Source organism: Vibrio sp. Vb0598, from assembly GCF_033338935.1.
In the GTDB taxonomy this organism is placed as follows: domain Bacteria; phylum Pseudomonadota; class Gammaproteobacteria; order Enterobacterales; family Vibrionaceae; genus Vibrio; species Vibrio alginolyticus.
The window spans coordinates 88,037-105,480 of sequence record NZ_JAWOTP010000018.1 but is presented as its reverse complement, the minus strand read 5'-3'; the positions used below and the strand labels follow the sequence as shown (position 1 = coordinate 105,480).

The 17,444-nt window shown below is 45.4% G+C and carries 17 protein-coding genes, 1 pseudogene and 1 riboswitch; of the genes and pseudogenes, 12 read left to right on the top strand and 6 right to left on the bottom strand.

Annotated features, from left to right (window positions below; all coding sequences use genetic code 11):
- From R7Q38_RS17480 to thiQ, 4 genes and pseudogenes are all read left to right on the top strand, one after another.
- Positions 1–99 (top strand): annotated as a pseudogene (locus tag R7Q38_RS17480) (aromatic acid decarboxylase); the annotation flags it as partial.
- Positions 100–136: 37 nt separating this feature from the next.
- Positions 137–273, top strand: a riboswitch (TPP riboswitch).
- A gap of 72 nt (positions 274–345) precedes the next feature.
- Positions 346–1,338 carry a thiamine ABC transporter substrate binding subunit gene (thiB, locus tag R7Q38_RS17475; protein WP_104978741.1) on the top strand — a complete coding sequence of 331 codons (993 nt, stop codon included), beginning with the start codon at positions 346–348 and terminating at the stop codon, positions 1,336–1,338.
- A 41-nt stretch (positions 1,339–1,379) separates the two neighbouring features.
- Positions 1,380–2,966 carry a thiamine/thiamine pyrophosphate ABC transporter permease ThiP gene (gene thiP / locus R7Q38_RS17470; protein ID WP_017820277.1) on the top strand — a complete coding sequence of 529 codons (1,587 nt, stop codon included), beginning with the start codon at positions 1,380–1,382 and terminating at the stop codon, positions 2,964–2,966.
- Entirely contained in the window at positions 2,966–3,670 is a 705-nt protein-coding gene (thiQ, locus tag R7Q38_RS17465) for a thiamine ABC transporter ATP-binding protein (RefSeq protein WP_005379648.1), read from the top strand. Before thiP ends, thiQ begins: the two co-directional genes overlap by 1 nt.
- Before the next feature lie 18 nt (positions 3,671–3,688).
- Here the strand turns inward: thiQ and R7Q38_RS17460 are convergent, their stop codons facing one another.
- A complete protein-coding gene (locus R7Q38_RS17460; protein ID WP_005379650.1) occupies positions 3,689–4,636 on the bottom strand; it encodes a LysR family transcriptional regulator in 948 nt (315 codons plus the stop codon).
- A 92-nt stretch (positions 4,637–4,728) separates the two neighbouring features.
- Between R7Q38_RS17460 and R7Q38_RS17455 the strand changes: the two genes are divergently transcribed.
- The gene (locus R7Q38_RS17455) at positions 4,729–5,805 is read left to right on the top strand and encodes an alkene reductase (RefSeq protein WP_186584484.1); all 1,077 of its coding nucleotides are present in this window, start codon (positions 4,729–4,731) and stop codon (positions 5,803–5,805) included.
- A 63-nt stretch (positions 5,806–5,868) separates the two neighbouring features.
- On the opposite strand, the gene R7Q38_RS17450 is transcribed toward R7Q38_RS17455, so the two are convergent.
- From R7Q38_RS17450 to argR, 4 genes are all read right to left on the bottom strand, one after another.
- Complete coding sequence (locus R7Q38_RS17450; RefSeq protein ID WP_005379654.1) at positions 5,869–6,306, bottom strand: universal stress protein; 438 nt, start codon at positions 6,304–6,306, stop codon at positions 5,869–5,871.
- 45 nt (positions 6,307–6,351) lie between these two features.
- Positions 6,352–8,931: a TRAP transporter permease gene (locus tag R7Q38_RS17445; RefSeq protein ID WP_005383099.1), complete on the bottom strand. Its 2,580-nt coding sequence runs from the start codon at positions 8,929–8,931 to the stop codon at positions 6,352–6,354.
- A 291-nt stretch (positions 8,932–9,222) separates the two neighbouring features.
- Positions 9,223–10,191, bottom strand: coding sequence for a TAXI family TRAP transporter solute-binding subunit (locus R7Q38_RS17440; protein WP_005379657.1), 969 nt, complete (start codon positions 10,189–10,191; stop codon positions 9,223–9,225).
- Positions 10,192–10,596: 405 nt separating this feature from the next.
- Positions 10,597–11,067, bottom strand: a complete 471-nt coding sequence (gene argR, locus R7Q38_RS17435; protein WP_005379659.1) for a transcriptional regulator ArgR — start codon at positions 11,065–11,067, stop codon at positions 10,597–10,599.
- A 359-nt stretch (positions 11,068–11,426) separates the two neighbouring features.
- On the opposite strand from argR, the gene mdh reads away from it, so the two are divergent.
- Positions 11,427–12,362, top strand: a complete 936-nt coding sequence (mdh, locus tag R7Q38_RS17430; protein WP_005379660.1) for a malate dehydrogenase — start codon at positions 11,427–11,429, stop codon at positions 12,360–12,362.
- A gap of 113 nt (positions 12,363–12,475) precedes the next feature.
- The gene (locus R7Q38_RS17425; protein WP_005379661.1) at positions 12,476–12,667 is read left to right on the top strand and encodes a hypothetical protein; all 192 of its coding nucleotides are present in this window, start codon (positions 12,476–12,478) and stop codon (positions 12,665–12,667) included.
- A 93-nt stretch (positions 12,668–12,760) separates the two neighbouring features.
- On the opposite strand, the gene ispB is transcribed toward R7Q38_RS17425, so the two are convergent.
- Positions 12,761–13,732 carry an octaprenyl diphosphate synthase gene (gene ispB / locus R7Q38_RS17420; RefSeq protein ID WP_005383097.1) on the bottom strand — a complete coding sequence of 324 codons (972 nt, stop codon included), beginning with the start codon at positions 13,730–13,732 and terminating at the stop codon, positions 12,761–12,763.
- 256 nt (positions 13,733–13,988) lie between these two features.
- Here ispB and rplU point away from each other — a divergent pair, with 256 nt between their 5' ends.
- The 5 genes from rplU (at position 13,989) to R7Q38_RS17395 (ending at position 17,435) form a co-directional block, all read left to right on the top strand.
- Positions 13,989–14,300, top strand: coding sequence for a 50S ribosomal protein L21 (gene rplU, locus R7Q38_RS17415; protein ID WP_005383096.1), 312 nt, complete (start codon positions 13,989–13,991; stop codon positions 14,298–14,300).
- A gap of 20 nt (positions 14,301–14,320) precedes the next feature.
- Positions 14,321–14,578, top strand: coding sequence for a 50S ribosomal protein L27 (gene rpmA, locus R7Q38_RS17410; RefSeq protein WP_005383095.1), 258 nt, complete (start codon positions 14,321–14,323; stop codon positions 14,576–14,578).
- Positions 14,579–14,790: 212 nt separating this feature from the next.
- Positions 14,791–15,966 (top strand): Obg family GTPase CgtA, encoded by a 1,176-nt coding sequence (gene cgtA / locus R7Q38_RS17405; protein ID WP_005383091.1) that lies wholly within the window; start codon positions 14,791–14,793, stop codon positions 15,964–15,966.
- Between the two features lie 195 nt (positions 15,967–16,161).
- The gene (locus R7Q38_RS17400) at positions 16,162–16,962 is read left to right on the top strand and encodes a threonine/serine exporter family protein (RefSeq protein ID WP_005383089.1); all 801 of its coding nucleotides are present in this window, start codon (positions 16,162–16,164) and stop codon (positions 16,960–16,962) included.
- Complete coding sequence (locus tag R7Q38_RS17395) at positions 16,962–17,435, top strand: threonine/serine exporter family protein (RefSeq protein WP_053306852.1); 474 nt, start codon at positions 16,962–16,964, stop codon at positions 17,433–17,435. The genes R7Q38_RS17400 and R7Q38_RS17395 overlap by 1 nt, the downstream gene beginning before the upstream one ends.
- Positions 17,436–17,444: the final 9 nt, after the last annotated feature.

Here is a 17,444-nt window from a genome sequence, read left to right as displayed (position 1 = left end):
ATTGAAGACTTAGTGGATTTTATGGTGGCGAGAATTCTTGACCACTTAGGTATTGAGCAAGGTTTGGTGCCTCGTTGGGGTTATGACCAGCGCTCGTGAGCTGATTGTGTAACCACTCAAATACCTTTACAATCCATCCAACTCATCGGGGAGCAAACCCATTTAGCATTGAGTCAATCAATGCATTGGGGCGCTGAGACCTAAGTGTTTAACTAGGGACCCGTATTACCTGAACCAGATAATGCTGGCGTAGGAATTGAGTCTGGATATTGGAAGTCCTTAATAGCCGCCTCAAACCCTGTGCCGCTCAACTTATTTCTCTGAAATACTCATGGAGAGCGAGCAGTGAAACCCACTCTAAATCTGATTGCCCTAGCTGCAATTACTTCAACTTCAGCGTTTGCTGCTGAAAACCCATTAACTATTTATACCTACGATTCTTTTGCCGCAGATTGGGGGCCGGGTCCTAAAATCGAGCAAGCTTTTGAAGCAAAATGTGGCTGTGACGTTAACTTCGTAGCGTTGGACGATGGTGTGTCGATTCTGAATCGTCTTCGTCTTGAAGGCGGTAATAGCAAAGCGGACATCGTATTAGGTTTGGATAACAATCTGATGGCAGAAGCGAAGAAAACCGGTCTGCTTGCCGAGCACAATGTAGATACGTCCAATACAGTGTTACCAAACGGTTGGAGCGACACGACGTTTGTACCGTACGATTACGGCTACTTCGCGTTTGTGTACAACAAAGAGAAACTGGCTAATCCGCCGAAAAGCATGAAAGAGCTGGTGGAAACGCGCGACGATCTGAAAGTGATTTACCAAGATCCGCGGACTTCAACGCCGGGCCAAGGCTTAATGCTATGGATGAAATCTATTTATGGCGACGATGTGACGCAAGCGTGGCAGAAGCTAGCGAGCAAAACCGTAACGGTCACGAAAGGTTGGTCTGAGGCGTATTCTATGTTCCTCAATGGTGAGTCCGATTTAGTGCTTTCTTACACCACTTCACCTGCGTACCACTTAATTGCGGAAAACGATTCGAAGTTTGCTACGGCGAATTTTGCTGAAGGCCACTACATGCAAGTTGAAGTAGCCGCCAAAGTGAAAGGGGCAAAAAATTCAGAACTTGCTGATCAATTTATGAGTTTCATTTTAAGTGATGAGTTCCAATCGGCGATGCCAACGGGTAACTGGATGTACCCAGTCACTGACGTTGAGTTACCTAAAGGTTTTGAAACTTTGAGTGTTCCAAGCAAGTCGTTGAGCTTTAGTGCTGATGAAGTGGCAAAAATGCGTAAGTCTTGGATTCGCGAATGGCAAAGCGCATTGACGTTTTAGCTGACGTTTCCATCCTCATCTGAATGAGATAGGTTTTACCTTTGAATTCTGTTCCAAAAATAGGTTTAGGGGTCGCGATGATCATCGCGACCTTTGTTATTTCTGCCCTAGGTGCTTTGATTGTTCAAGCCCCTTCACTTGATGTGTCTGTGGTATGGGGCGACCCGTACTATCAACATGTCACCAAGTTCAGTTTCTACCAAGCGTTTCTTTCCACATTGCTCAGTGTTGGCTTTGCCATTCCAGTAGCGCACGCACTTTCGCGTCGCCAATTTATTGGTAAATCATTACTGCTTAAGCTGTTTGCATCGACACTGGTTTTGCCGGTTTTGGTTGGTGTTTTTGGGCTGTTAGCGATTTATGGCAACAGTGGTTTGTTGGCGCAGTGGTTGCAAAGTTTCGACACTAAACTGCCATTCTCTATTTACGGTTTGAACGGCATTTTACTCGCCCATGTGTTCTTTAATTTACCTTACGCGGCACGATTGCTTCTGCAAGCCTTGGAGTCTATTCCTGCCGAGCAGCATAAGCTTTGCGCGCATCTTGGGATGAGCCATTGGGATAAGTTTCGCTGGGTAGAATGGCCGCGTTTAAGGCAGCAGCTTCCCCACGTTTGTGGGTTGGTGTTTATGTTGTGCTTTACCAGTTTTGCCACTGTAATGGCGTTGGGGGGCGGGCCAAAATCCACCACCATTGAATTGGCCATTTACCAAGCGATTAAGTTTGATTTTGATTTACAAGCTGGGGCGTTATTGGCGCTGTGGCAGATGCTGTTATGTGGACTGCTTGCTATTGGAGTGCAGAAGTTAACAAGGCCTGTTTCTATCAGTGCTGGAAGCACATCGGTACAGCAATATTTAACGAAGGATCATGGGTGGTCAAAAGCTTGGGATAGCTTTTGGATCATAGGTGCCTTTTTACTGGTAATACCGCCGTTATTGATGGTGTTACTGAGTGGCATCAACCAACAAGTTTGGACAGTATTAACCGATGAGCGTTTTTGGTCTGCGCTATTGAACTCCCTCAAAGTCGCCTGTGTCGCTAGCGCGCTTGCGGTCGCTGCAGGGGTGTCCATACTATTGACCAGTCGCCGTTGGCGGTTGCAGTACAAAAACACGCGAGCCGATCAGATAGAGTTAATCGGCACCGTTATTTTGGTGACTCCAGGTCTGGTGATTAGCACCGGTTTATTCTTACTACTGCGCGCATTTACCGATGTTTTTAGCTTGGCATTTTTTGTCGTGATTTTGGTGAACGGTTTGATGGCTTTGCCTTACGTGATCAAAACGCTAGCGCAGCCAATGCTGCACATTGAACAACAGTATCAGTATGTATGTGCCAGCTTAGGCATGCGTGGCTGGCAACGGTTTAAAGTGGTGGAGTGGCAGGCGCTACGCAAGCCGTTTGCACATGCGTTTGCGATCAGCTTTATGTTTGCGATTGGCGATTTAAGTGCTATTGCGTTGTTTGGCGGACAAGAGTTCCGCACTTTACCTCTGTATTTATTCCAGCTGCTTGGCAGCTATCAGATGGACGCGGCTGCGGTGGTATCGGTGACCTTATTGTTGTTGAGTGTGGGCTGTTTTGCCTTGATTGAGAAAGTATTGAAAACGAAGGAGAGAGCGTAATGTTAGTGTTGGATGATGTGCAGTACACCTACCAACGTGAACTGTTTCGTTTTGACTTAACGATTGAGCAAGGACAGATTGTGTCGCTGATGGGACCAAGTGGGGCAGGGAAGTCAACCTTGCTGGCGTTGGTGGCAGGATTCATCCATCCTGACCGTGGTGATATTTGTGTTGATGGTGAGTCCATTGTGCGTAAAGAGCCTTATCTGCGTCCGTTCTCTATGTTGTTCCAAGAGCACAATTTGTTTGCTCACTTATCGGTGCGTGACAACATCGGTTTGGGCTTACACCCAGGGCTAAAGCTTACGGTGGACCAAAATCGTCAGATTGAACAAGCCGCGCAGCAAGTTGGTGTTGCAGAGTACCTCGACCGTTTGCCAGAGCATCTTTCTGGTGGCCAGCGTCAACGTGTTGCCTTAGCGCGTTGTTTTGTTCAGCCTCATCCCATGTGGCTATTGGATGAGCCGTTCTCGGCGCTTGATCCGGTGTTGCGTGAAGAGATGCTGAGCTTGGTAAAAAAACTCGCAGCAGAGCGGGGAATAACCGTATTGATGGTCACGCACCATTTAAGCGATGCCAAAGCGATTGCCAGCCACTTTGTGTTTGTGGCAGATGGTAAAGTGGAAGCCGCGGGTGATATGTCTGCATTGAGTGAACAGCATGCTAGTGAGAAGCTTGCGGCATTTATCCGAGCAGCATGCTAGTGCCTGATAGTTGCTAGGTTATGCTTCTCCGCAACACAAACCATGCCGAGGTCCAAATTCAAATTGAGATCTTAAGCTCATGATATGGTCAATCATTGCTTGTACACGCCGTGGGCGGTTTGCTCCAGGACGATAGACTAAATAAATAGGCATTGGTACCGTGTGCCATTGCGGTAACACTCTGACTAAGGTGCCACTTTCTAGCTCTTGCGTCATGTTCTGCACAGGTAAGTTAGCGATGCCTAGTCCTTTAAGTGCGCCTTTCAATATTGCTTCTACAGTTGTACTTGAGAAGTTACTGGTTATTGAAACATTGACGGTATTATCGTGTGAGATCAGCGTCCAAGGCCCTATTTCTGAAACATATTGATACCTCAAACAGTTGTGTTTTGTCAGATCTTCTGGCGTTTCAGGTACGCCGAACTCAGCTAAATACTCAGGGCTAGCAGCCAGGACTCGAGTGGTATAGCCTAATTTTTTTGCGATCAATCGATCATCAACTATCTGACCGACTCGAATTGCCATATCAAAGCCGTGTGAAAACAGATCAACAAAATCGTTCGATGCTTCTAACGCAATTTGTACTTTTGGCCATTGTTTTAAAAATGGCAAAAAGATGTGCTCCGCCATATACGCATCCAACGCTGGTGGCGCGGAAATCCGCAGCCGGCCTTGGATCTGTTGTTCCATCTCCTGAACGTCATGGCCAATTGAGTGGAATTCCTCAACTAAGCTTGCAGCACGCTCTAAAACCATTTGGCCAGCTTCGGTGATCACTAACTTTCGGGTTGTGCGCTCTAGGAGTTTGGCTTCAAAGTGTTGTTCGAGTTTGGTTATGGCTTTGCTAACAGTAGATTTTGGTAGGTTTAACTCCAGCGCGCACTTGGTTAAGCTCAGTAGTCGACAGCTTGTGACAAAGATAGAAAGCGTTCTAAAGTCAATTGTTTCTAAATTGCGAACAATCACTTTCAATTATCCATATTGTTTCAATATTAATCTGATTATAGTCTGGCATCTCATCCTTAGCCATCAAGTTATTGTCATTTGAGGTAAACAACATGTCCAACTCTGTAGACTTATTTTCTCCTATCGAACTCGGTCAATTAGCATTAGATAACCGTGCCATTATGGCGCCTTTAACGCGAGCTCGTGCTGGTGCGGACCATATTCCTAATGACCTTATGGTTGAATACTACGCTCAACGTGCGAGTGCCGGACTTATCATTGCTGAATGCACCATGGTGATGGAAGGTACGTCTGCTTTCATGGCAGAGCCGGGCATTTACAGCGAAGAGCAAATCGCAGCTTGGAAAAAGGTAACGGATGCGGTTCATGAGAGAGGCGGTAAGATTGTACTGCAAATTTGGCATGCGGGACGAGCTTGTCATCCTGATCTGAATGAAGGAAAAACACCTGTAGCGGCGAGCGCATTGGCCATTCGTGATGAATTAGTCCATACCCCTTCGGGTAAGCAAGCATATACGGTACCACGAGCACTCGAAGTGGATGAGATAGCTTCCATTGTTGCGGCGTTTAAACAAGGTGCAGAAAACGCCAAGAAAGCCGGCTTTGATGGGGTCGAGATACATGGCGCCAATGGTTATCTTATTGATAACTTCCTTCGTGACGGTTCAAATTTACGTACCGATGAATACGGTGGCTCGGTTGAAAATCGTGCTCGATTTTTACTTGAGATAGTGAAAGAAGTCGTTGAGGTATGGGGACCTGGAAGAGTCGGTCTGCGCACATCTCCGCTAAATGGATTTAATGACATGAAAGACAGTGATCCAGTTGGCTTGGTGCGTTACTTAGCAGAGCAACTTAATTCTTTCGATCTTGCTTATTGGCACGTGATGCGTGCGGATCTGAAAGGCGTACAAAAAGCAGATGTTCTCAAGCCAGCACGCGAAAACTATCAAGGTCACTTAATGGCGAACGTGGGCTACAGTGCACAAGAAGCGGCAACAGCAATTGCAGAAAACAAAGTTGATGTGGTCGCATTTGGCGTTCCCTTTATCGCAAACCCAGATTTAGTTGAGCGATTTAAGAAAAATGCACCTCTTAATGAGGCGAAACCAGAACACTTTTATTTGGGTGGAGCAGAAGGTTATACCGATTACCCAATGATGGCATAACCCTTACTTGTTTAATATAAAAAGGACGCTAATGTTAGCGTCCTTTTTCGTTTCTGTATTTACTTAGCCTTGCGGTTTTACGACCATCACATTGATTGGAGAATATTCCACAACCTTACTCGCGACAGAGCCAAGCATTACTTTATTGATTTTAGAGCGCTTGTGACTTGGCATAATGATGAGATCAGCGCCTAAACGTTCTGCATAATCAAGAATGGTCGCGTAGGCCTTGCCTTCAGCAACATGCACTTGGTAAACCACATCTTCAGCAATATGCTCATTAGCGAAAGTTTTTAGTTGCTGCTTCACGTCTTGCTTCATTTTGGCCGCAGCATCTTTCGGAAAGTATGTGGCAACCATCGACATGTGAATACCAGGTAGTACCGTCAGAAGATGGATTTGAGCATTTGCTTGCTTTGCCTGCCAAACCGCTAGTTCAACCGCTCGGTCTGAAAAGCCTTGGTCATTTAGATCAACCGGAACAAGAATTTGTTTGTACATTCAATGTCTCTCATTAAGGCCCCTTTATCCTCGGGGCCAAATCGGTTATGCGCTCAATTGTTCCTTACGAGCACGACGTTTTTGGTTCATTGCAAGCACCAGCAAAATCATTAAGCATGGTACAAACACCCACTCTTTCATCGGACGGTCTGCATCCTGGATAACCCACTTGATTTCCCAATCAAAGTCGATACCTGCGGACTCTGCTGGACTACCAAATTCAACCATATCGACAATCATTTTGTTGTCACTTTCGGTCAGCATCAGACCCATAGATGAAATACGTGCGTCTGCTGTTGTCGCACTGTCTTCGAATGGAAGACGAACCGTTTTCTCAATGTAGTCGCCCTCAAGGTTTTCACCGGCAACACGTAACTCCAATGATTCTCCTACATTTAGTGTTTCCGTGATTTGAGCTACCTCAACGCCAGGAGAAAGAACTTTCGCTGGGTACAGCATGTCCCACCAAAAACCTGGACGGAAAAACGAAAATGTCAGTACTAATAATAGGACTGTTTCCCACCACTTGTTACGCGTGAACCACCACCCTTGAGTTGCCGCAGAGAATATCAGCATTGCAATGATCGATGAGATGACTGTGAGTGCCAAATGCCACCAAGAGTCGATCCCCATTAACAATAGCTGGGTATTGAACACAAACATGAACGGCAAAATAGCGGTTCGAATATCGTAAGTAAAACCTTGGATACCAGTACGAATTGGATCTGATTTCGCAATTGCTGCTGCTGCAAAAGCCGCAAGGCCTACAGGTGGGGTATCGTCGGCCAAAATACCAAAGTAGAAAACGAACAAGTGCACCGCTATCAACGGAATAATTAAGCCATGCGCTGCGCCGAGCGTAACAATAACCGGCGCCATTAGCGTAGAGACCACGATGTAGTTCGCCGTTGTTGGCAGACCCATCCCCAGAACCAAGCTAATGATGGCGGTAAACAGCAGCATAAGAATGATGCTGCCACCAGAGATAAACTCGACGAAGTCGGTCATCACTAGGCCGATACCCGTTAGTGTAACAACACCAACAACGGTGCCCGCTGCCGCGGTTGCAACGCCGATACCAATCATATTGCGCGCACCAGAAACTAAGCTCTCGGCAAGATCGACAAAGCCATCTTTGGTTTGCTGAAGCATGTCACCTTGCTTTGACAGCAGTGCAATCAACGGACGTTGAGTCAGCAAAATGAAAATCATGAATACCGTTGCCCAGAATGCCGAAAGGCCAGGTGAGAAACGTTCGACAGTCAAACACCAAACCAATACGACGATAGGGAGTAGGTAGTGCAAGCCTGACTTAACGGTTGGGCCAGGATCAGGTACTTCTGTTAATTCTGCATCAATCTCAATTGCGCCATCTTGCACGTGATTTGCTGATACTTTCACCAACCCAACGTACGCGATTAATAGTGCGACGGTAACAATCGGTGTCGCGGCATCACCAAAGACGTCCTTTGTCCAACCCACTCCGTAGTAAACCAATGCGCTGATCACACACAATCCTAAGATTGTACCAGTAAAGGACAGCAGACTTTGTACTAGTGTTGGGTTGTGGCGACGAGGAAGGCCTGTCATGCCTGCTTTACACGCTTCAAGGTGAACAATGTAAATTAAAGCAATATAAGAGATTAGCGCTGGAAGTAGGGCGGCTTTAATCACCTCAACGTAGGAGATACCGACGTATTCCACCATCAAAAATGCTGCTGCACCCATGATTGGCGGTGTTAACTGACCATTGGTTGAAGCCGCTACCTCTACCGCACCCGCTTTTGTGCCGGGAAAGCCAACACGCTTCATCAGTGGAATGGTAAAGGTGCCAGTTGTTACTACGTTTGCGATTGAAGAGCCAGAAACCAGACCAGATAAACCTGATGCAACAACGGCCGCTTTAGCTGGACCACCTTTCATATGGCCAAGTAACGAGAAGGCAACTTTAATGAAGTAAGCACCAGCACCAGCGCGTTCCAGCATTGCTCCAAACAATACAAACAAGAAGACAAAAGAGGTAGAAACACCTAGCGCAACCCCAAATACGCCTTCTGTTGTTAGCCACAAGTGAGACATGGCCTTGTTCAAGCTTGCCCCTTTGTGTGCGATAACGTCAGGCATGTAAGGGCCTGCAAAGGTGTAAGTAAGGAAAACAGCAGCCACGACCATCAATGGTGGACCAAGAGCTCGGCGTGTTGCTTCTAAAAGGAGGATCATACCGATAACAGCAACGACGATATCAACCGTTGTCGGTGCGCCTGAGCGTCCTGCTAGCTCGGTATAAAAAAGGTATATATAGGCTGCTGAAAAGCTGCCAGCCAACGCGAGTATCCAATCAACAAGAGGGATATGATCGCGAGGAGAATTCTTCATCGCTGGATAAGCAGTGAAAGCCAAAAAGATCGCGAAAGTAAGGTGGATAGATCGCGCTTCCGTGTCGTTCAGTACGCCAAAATTGAAAATAAATGGTAACGGGGATGCGTACCATAATTGAAATAGTGACCAACACAGAGGAACAAACCAAAGGATTCGTCCTTGCATTCCCGAAGGGCTACGTGCCCCTGTGTCTGCCTGAGCCACCATTTCTTGCACATCTTGTGACGGAGCTTGATTCGTCGCCATGTACTTTTTCCTTATTATTGATGGTCCTGTCTGATTTTTATCGAGAACCACACTTCGCCTCTATCAGTGTAGTGAATGGAGCGAAGTTTGCTTTCGAGTATTTTGCTGCCTGAACTCAAAGTGTTGATTGTTGGATACTCTGTTAGGCGGCGTTTAAGTTTTCTTGGGTATGAGCTCGCAGTTTTCAGAAGAAAACTGGCGAGTGAAGCATACAGTTAGAACGTGCTACAACCTGTATGCTCAAACAGGCAGAAAATATTCTTTCCTGCCTGTATGTAGAGTCTGAGGAAATTACTTAATTAGACCCATTTCTTTGTAGTATTTTTCTGCACCTGGGTGAAGAGGAATAGAAAGACCAGCTTTCACCATGTCTTCTTTCTTCAAGTTTGCGAATGCAGGGTGTAGACGTTTGAAGGTATCAAAGTTTTCAAACACAGCTTTTGCCACGTTGTAAGCGACATCGTCTGAAACATCAGAGGTCGTTACCATTGTTGCTGCAACACCAAAGCTGTTTACGTCTTTGTCTGTACCGCGGTACATACCAGCCGGTACTGAGCTAAAGGCGTAGTATGGGTTGTCGGCAACAATTTTATCGATTTTAGGGCCTGTTGCTGAAACTAGCTTCGCATCGCATGATGTGGTTGCTTCTTTGATTGAACCGTTCGGGTGGCCGACCATGTAAATGAAGGCGTCAATTTTGTTATCACAAAGTGCCTGAGAGCGTTCAGAGCCTTTTAGCTCAGACGCCAATTTGAAGCTGTCGTTTGTCCACCCCATCGCTTCCATGACAACGCCCATCGTTGCACGGTCACCAGAGCCTGGGTTACCGATGTTTACACGCTTACCTTTCAGGTCTTCAACGTTTTCAATACCTGAATCTGCACGCGCAATGATGTTGAAAGGTTCTGTATGAAGAGAGAACATTGCGCGTAGCTTCTTGTACGGGCCTTGTTCTTCAAACTTGCTCGTACCGTTGTAGCCGTGGTACTGCCAATCCGATTGCACGATACCAAAATCTAATTCGCCTGCACGGATAGTGTTAACGTTGTAAATTGAGCCACCAGTCGATTCTACTGAACAACGGATGTTGTGGTCTTTACGACCTTTATTTACCAACTTACAGATAGCACCACCAGTTGGGTAGTAAACACCTGTCACAGAGCCAGTACCGATGGTAATAAACTCTTGAGCGTTAACTGCGCCTGCGCCCATTACGGCTGCAGCGATAGCGCCTACTTTGAGAAGTTTGTTAAATGCCATGAATTTCCCTTCCTTATATTCATTATTTACCCGGAAATAACCATAAATCACTTCTGGAGTTTCCTATTTGGAAACGGCACCTTTTTCAATCCAATCGTTTGAAAAAGCGAGCGAATCATAACAAAAAATTGGCAGAAAATTATCCAATTGTTAAATGTTATAGTTGATAAGTCTGAATTTTGTATCAGGGGATAGGATTCAATTTGTGATTTAATTCTTTTTATAACAATTACTTAATTAACGTTTAGTGACTGAAATGAAAAAGATCAATTGCGTGATGTTAATCACAAAATGGGTGGTTAAAGAACGAGCGGAGTAAGCAAAAAATTTACATAAATTATGGGCTACAAAATGAGACTTCTTTTATAACCCACAATGAGTTAGCTGATTGAAGCTTTATAGAACTTAACCAGTATATTCGAACAGCTCGCACACTGATTTGAAGAGTTGCTCAGTCGTAATTGCCATGGTTGGCGTAATGAAAATGGTATCGTCACCCGCGACAACGCCAAGAATACCTTCGGATTTACCGAGTGAATCAAGCAAGCGAGCAATCAACTGTGCTGCACCTGGGCCGGTGTGAATTACCACTAACGCTGCATTACGATCGATGTCTAGTACCAGTTCACGCAGAGAGCTGCTGACTGTTGGGACACCTAGCTCAGCAGGAAGACAGTAAACCATTTCCATTTTTGCATTGCGCGTACGGACGGCGCCAAATTTAGTCAGCATACGTGAGACTTTAGATTGGTTGATACTCTCAAACCCTTGCTGTTTGAGTGCGTCAACAATCTCGCCCTGTGAGCCAAAGCTTTCTTCTTTTAACAGGGCTTTAAAGGCGCGAACTAAGTTGTCTTGTTTTTCTGAATTGCGCATAGTCATTACAAATCTCTTATTACGGGTCAGCAATTTTGCATATTCTCGCATATATATTCAGGCGGTGCCAAAGAGTCCCAGGATTATGTTAGATGCGTCACTGTAAACTATATACCACATAGAATTCTTTAGCGCGCTGAAGTAGGGCTGTATCTGTTTTCTTGAATTCCTTGTCATTTCAACAGAATAAAAGAATAATCCAAGCCCCATTTGTAGCACGGTAACAGCGAGTTGCGCGAGGTCGCAAAGCTAGCGTTAATTGATTGTAATCAAGTTGTGATTCCGATAGCTTTATTTAAGTTGGTTACAAACTACCCTACGAATACGTTTATAAGAGAAATACTCTCAAGGAGAACTACATGAAAGTAGCCGTTATTGGTGCCGCTGGTGGCATCGGTCAAGCCCTGGCCCTTCTACTTAAGAACCGTCTTCCTGCTGGTTCTGATCTAGCCCTATATGATATTGCTCCAGTAACTCCTGGTGTGGCCGCTGATCTTAGCCACATCCCTACGCCAGTTTCTATCAAAGGTTACGCTGGTGAAGATCCTACTCCAGCACTAGAAGGCGCGGATGTTGTGCTAATTTCTGCTGGTGTTGCGCGTAAGCCAGGTATGGATCGTGCGGATCTATTTAATGTAAACGCTGGTATCGTTAAATCGCTAGCGGAGAAGATTGCGGTTGTTTGTCCGAAAGCTTGTGTTGGTATCATCACAAACCCTGTAAATACAACAGTGCCAATTGCTGCTGAAGTTCTTAAAAAAGCGGGTGTTTATGATAAGCGTCGTCTATTTGGTGTAACAACGTTGGATGTTATCCGTTCAGAAACGTTTGTTGCTGAGCTAAAAGACAAAGATCCAGGTGACGTTCGCGTGCCAGTAATTGGTGGTCACTCTGGCGTAACGATCTTACCTCTACTGTCTCAAGTGGAAGGTGTTGAGTTTACAGCTGAAGAAGTAGAAGCATTAACGAAACGTATTCAAAATGCAGGTACTGAAGTTGTAGAAGCGAAAGCGGGTGGTGGTAGTGCAACACTATCAATGGGCCAAGCTGCATGTCGCTTTGGTCTGTCTCTGGTTCGTGCTCTTCAAGGTGAAGAAGGCGTAGTTGAGTGCGCTTACGTTGAAGGCGACGGCGAACACGCGACTTACTTTGCGCAACCTGTGAAACTGGGTAAAGAAGGCGTTGAAGAAGTACTAAGCTACGGCAAACTCAGCGATTACGAAAAGTCTGCATTAGACGGTATGCTAGAAACACTAAATGGCGACATCAACATTGGTGTTGAATTCGCAAAGTAATCTAGAAAGCCTATATAAGAAGAAAGCCGATCATTTTGATCGGCTTTTTTGATCCTTGATTTCTCAACTTCGTAAAAATGGTCGAATAAAACCACGTAGTGAAGGAGAAGATGATGGAAGCGAGTCGAATCCGTAAAGGCATGGTTGTTGAGTGCCAACAAGGCGTCGGTACGATATTAGTGGTCGACCATGAAGCAGAGACGGTATTGTTGTCCAAACAAGGGACTGAACAGCAACTCGCCGTTAGCTTTGATGAAATAGAAGATGATCCACAACTGCATGGCGGTAGTGACAGATATTACTAGCGCCTCGGGCGTCGTCATTAGGTATCAAACGTAAAAAAGGAAGAGTATGCTCTTCCTTTTTGCTATAAGTCTTGCGTTATGGGTAGCTATTGATTACTTCGTGCGTTGTACTGCGACATGAGCCAGAGTAACAAGCGCTTGTTTGTATTCAGACTCTGGCAACACTGATAGTTCTGCGATTGCTTTGTCTGCTTCTTCTAGAGCTTTTTGCGTTGTGTATTCCAGAGAGCCTGCTTCTTTCATGACCGCAAGAATTTCTTCTAAGCGATCCATGCCATTCGCTTTCTCAATCGCTTCACGAATCATGATGGCGTTTTCTGGTGTGGTATTACGCATAGCATGGAGTAGAGGTAAAGTTGGCTTGCCTTCGGCCAAGTCATCACCCACATTTTTACCCATGTCTTCGCCATCAGAAGTGTAATCCATGACGTCATCAATGAGCTGAAACGCAGTGCCTAGATACTTACCGTAATTTTGCATTGCGATTTCCACATGCTCAGGAGCATCATTTAAGATTGCACCGATTTGAGTTGCGGATTCAAATAAGCGCGCAGTCTTAGAGTAGATGACTTGCATGTAGCTTTCTTCTGTCGTGTCAGGGTCGTTACAGTTCATCAACTGCTGTACTTCACCTTCGGCGATCACGTTTACGGCATTGCTCATTAGTTTAAGGATCTTCATGGATCCTAGTTCCGTCATCATCTGAAATGAGCGTGTATAGATAAAGTCCCCAACTAATACGCTAGCCGCATTGCCAAATGCTGCATTCGCAGTGGCTTTACCACGGCGCATGTCTGATTCATCTACCACGTCATCATGCAGCAAAGTCGCTGTATGGATGAACTCAATAAACGCAGCTGCCATTGTATGACCATTGCCTTGGTAACCAAGTGCACGGGCTGACAGTATCGCTAAAAGCGGTCTTAGACGTTTGCCTCCACCACTCACGATATAAAAACCGAGCTGGTTGATTAAAGAGACATCAGAATTAAGTTGGGCTTGAATTGTTTCATTCACTTTTGCCATGTCATCGGCAGTAAGCGCTTGGATAGTTTTAAAATCCATCGTATATCCGGCTGAAGTTAGACCCTGCAAGGCTTATTCGATTTATATAATTGTCGAATAATACACTAAAAAACGTTGATTAATACATTACTAAAGGGCATGATTGCCGCACTTTTCTTTGGCGATTAGCTTTTCGCCAATTTTTTCAAAATATGGCTTGTCATAGGAGCATCTATTCTGTAGAATCTGCGCCCTATTGATGATTAGTTTAGCGCACACCCTCAAGAAAGGCTGTGCGGAAAAAGCGGAGTAAAATATGTACGCTGTTTTCCAATCTGGTGGTAAACAACACCGTGTAAGCGAAGGTCAAACTCTTCGTTTAGAGAAATTAGACGTTGAAACTGGTGCAACTGTAGAATTTGATAAAGTTCTTCTTGTTGCTAACGGCGAAGACATCAAAGTTGGTGCTCCTCTTGTAGAGGGCGGCAAAATTGTTGCTGAAGTTGTACAACACGGTCGTGGCGATAAAGTTAAAATCGTTAAGTTCCGTCGTCGTAAGCACTCTCGTAAGCAACAGGGTCACCGTCAGTGGTTCACTGAAGTGAAGATCACTGGTATCAACGCTTAATCTATTAGGAGAGTTTAACAATGGCACACAAAAAAGCTGGTGGTTCTACTCGTAACGGCCGCGATTCAGAAAGCAAACGTCTAGGTGTTAAGCGTTTCGGTGGTGAATCTGTACTTGCAGGTAACATCATCGTTCGTCAACGTGGTACTAAGTTCCACGCTGGTAACAACGTAGGTATCGGTAAAGACCACACTCTATTCGCTCTTACTGAAGGTAAAGTGAAGTTCGAAGTGAAAGGTCCTAAGAACCGTAAGTTTGTAAGCATCGAAGCTGAGTAATTAGGTTTTTAACCAAATTACTTAATAGCTTTAAGCTGAATTCAAAAGCCCTGCCGAATCGGCGGGGTTTTTTATTTGTGGCAGTCGACATATCGAAGTTTCTCGCTAAGATCCTAAGCGATTTGAATCTGGGAGCTTAGATCTGTCATCTGCTAAAATTGTCGGATGACATAGTAAGATTTAATCCACGCACGAAGTAGTCGGAGTAAAAGATGAAGTTCGTAGATGAAGCGGTAGTAAAAGTTCAGGCTGGTGATGGCGGTAGTGGCGTTGTCAGTTTCTGGCGTGAAAAATTCATCACTAAAGGTGGCCCTGATGGCGGTGATGGCGGTGACGGTGGTGATGTTTATATCCAAGCCGATGAAAACCTAAATACCCTGATTGATTACCGTTTCCAGCGCTTCTACGAAGCTGAGCGTGGTGAAAACGGTCGCGGTGGTAACTGTACAGGTAAGCGTGGTAAAGACATCGTTCTTCGTGTACCTGTGGGTACGCGCGCTGTGGATATCCACACAAATGAAATCGTGGCGGAAGTTGCTGAGCACGGTAAGAAAGTGATGATCGCAAAAGGCGGTTGGCACGGTCTAGGTAACACGCGTTTCAAATCTTCAGTAAACCGCGCGCCTCGTCAGAGAACATTGGGTACAAAGGGTGAAGTACGCGAAATTCGCCTTGAGCTATTGCTTCTTGCTGATGTGGGTATGCTTGGTCTACCTAATGCTGGTAAATCAACCTTTATCCGCGCAGTATCAGCAGCAAAACCGAAAGTCGCTGATTACCCATTCACGACTTTGATCCCAAGCTTGGGTGTCGTAAGTGTCGTACCAGAGAAAAGTTTTGTTGTTGCAGACATCCCTGGTTTGATCGAGGGTGCAGCAGATGGCGCTGGCCTTGGTATTCGATTCTTGAAGCACTTAGAGCGTTGTCGAGTGTTGCTGCACATGATCGATATTATGCCAATTGATCAGTCCGATCCGGTGCAAAATGCATTGACGATCATTGATGAACTAGAACAATACAGCGAAAAACTGGCAAGTAAGCCGCGCTGGTTAGTGTTCAACAAAGTTGATCTAATGCCTGAAGAAGAAGCGAATGAGAAGATCCAAGAAATCTTAGACGCACTAGGTTGGGAAGACGAGTACTTTAAGATCTCGGCGATCAATCGTAACGGTACTAAAGAGCTTTGTTACAAACTGGCTGACTTTATGGATAACCTACCTCGCGAAGAGGAAGAAGTGGCTGAAGAAGATAAAGTTAACTTCATGTGGGATGATTACCATAAAGATGCGATGGCGGGTAAAGACGTTATCACTGAAGATGACGACGACGATTGGGATGACTGGGACGATGAAGAAGATGACGGTCACGTTGTCTACGTTCGTGACTAATCAGAACGGTCAAACAATGCCTGTTTGCCTATAATTCATTAAGCCGCAATTATTTATTGCGGCTTTTTTTGTATCTAAATCATATTTAGGTGATGTGATTTACGGCACAATAACCGATACGTCGTGTTTTTTGAGGGTTAGTTTGGCCCTCGCGCGTATGAATGAGTAACACCCTAAAAGGAATTAGACTTATTTATGACTCTAGAAACCATACCGCCTAGAGAGTTGGCGGTATCTACTCAACGATCGATTTCTCGTCTTGTCGCCCAAGCCGGACAAATGCTACTTGCTCATGGTGCTGAAAGTACTCTTGTGAGCGATATTATGCGTCGTATTGGCCTAGCTTGTGGGGTGAATGAAGTTGCGGTAGCACTATCAGCTAATGCATTGGTTGTGACGACGGTAATGGATGGGCATTGCATCACCACCACCCGAAGCTGCGCTGATCGTGGCATCAATATGCGCGTTATTACGCAAATTCAACGAATCTGTATCATGATGGAGCGTGGTCTGCTCGATGCAACCATGGCGCAGAAAAAGCTGAACGCTATCAGTCCAGAGCGTTATAACCGCTGGTTGGTGGTGTTTATGATTGGCTTGTCTTGTGCGGCATTCAGTCATCTAGCTGGTGGTGATTGGGGAGTCTTCATCATGACCTTTTTAGCTTCAGCTGGTGGCATGATCGTTCGCCAAGAAATTGGTCATCGTCATTTCAACCCTCTATTGAACTTTGCTGCGACCGCTTTTGTGACTACCTTAATTTCAGCACAGGCGGAAATTTACCAAATCGGTAATCTACCTACCGTAGCAATGGCATCGTCAGTATTAATGCTTGTACCTGGTTTCCCACTCATTAACTCTGTCGCAGATATGTTGAAAGGCCACATTAATATGGGCATTGCTCGATTTGTGATGGCTAGTTTACTAACGTTGGCGACATGTTTGGGGATCGTTGCTGCGATGAGTGTAACTGGAATTTGGGGGTGGGCAATCTAATGAGTTTATTTGAATTGATGTTTGGCCTGTTGAATGACATGTTTTTTGCGGCGATTCCCGCCGTAGGATTTGCATTGGTTTTTAACGTGCCACAAAGAGCTTTAGTGTATTGCGCTGTTGGTGGTGCGATTGGTCATGGTAGCCGCTACTTGATGATGCAGTTTGGCATTCCTATTGAGTGGGCAACCTTTTTTGCCGCGACGTTAGTTGGGATGATTGGTGTGTACTGGTCTCACCGTTTTCTCGCGCATCCAAAAGTGTTTACTGTGGCTGCTTTGATCCCGATGGTGCCGGGTGTGTTTGCGTACAAAGCAATGATCGCTATGGTAGAAATCAATCATGTTGGCTACTCACCCGAGCTTGTCGCAACCTGTATGGAAAACTTTCTTAAGGCCATGTTTATTATTGCAGGTTTAGCTGTTGGTCTTGCGGTTCCAGGGCTGTTATTCTATCGCCGCAGACCAATTGTATAAGGACCTAAC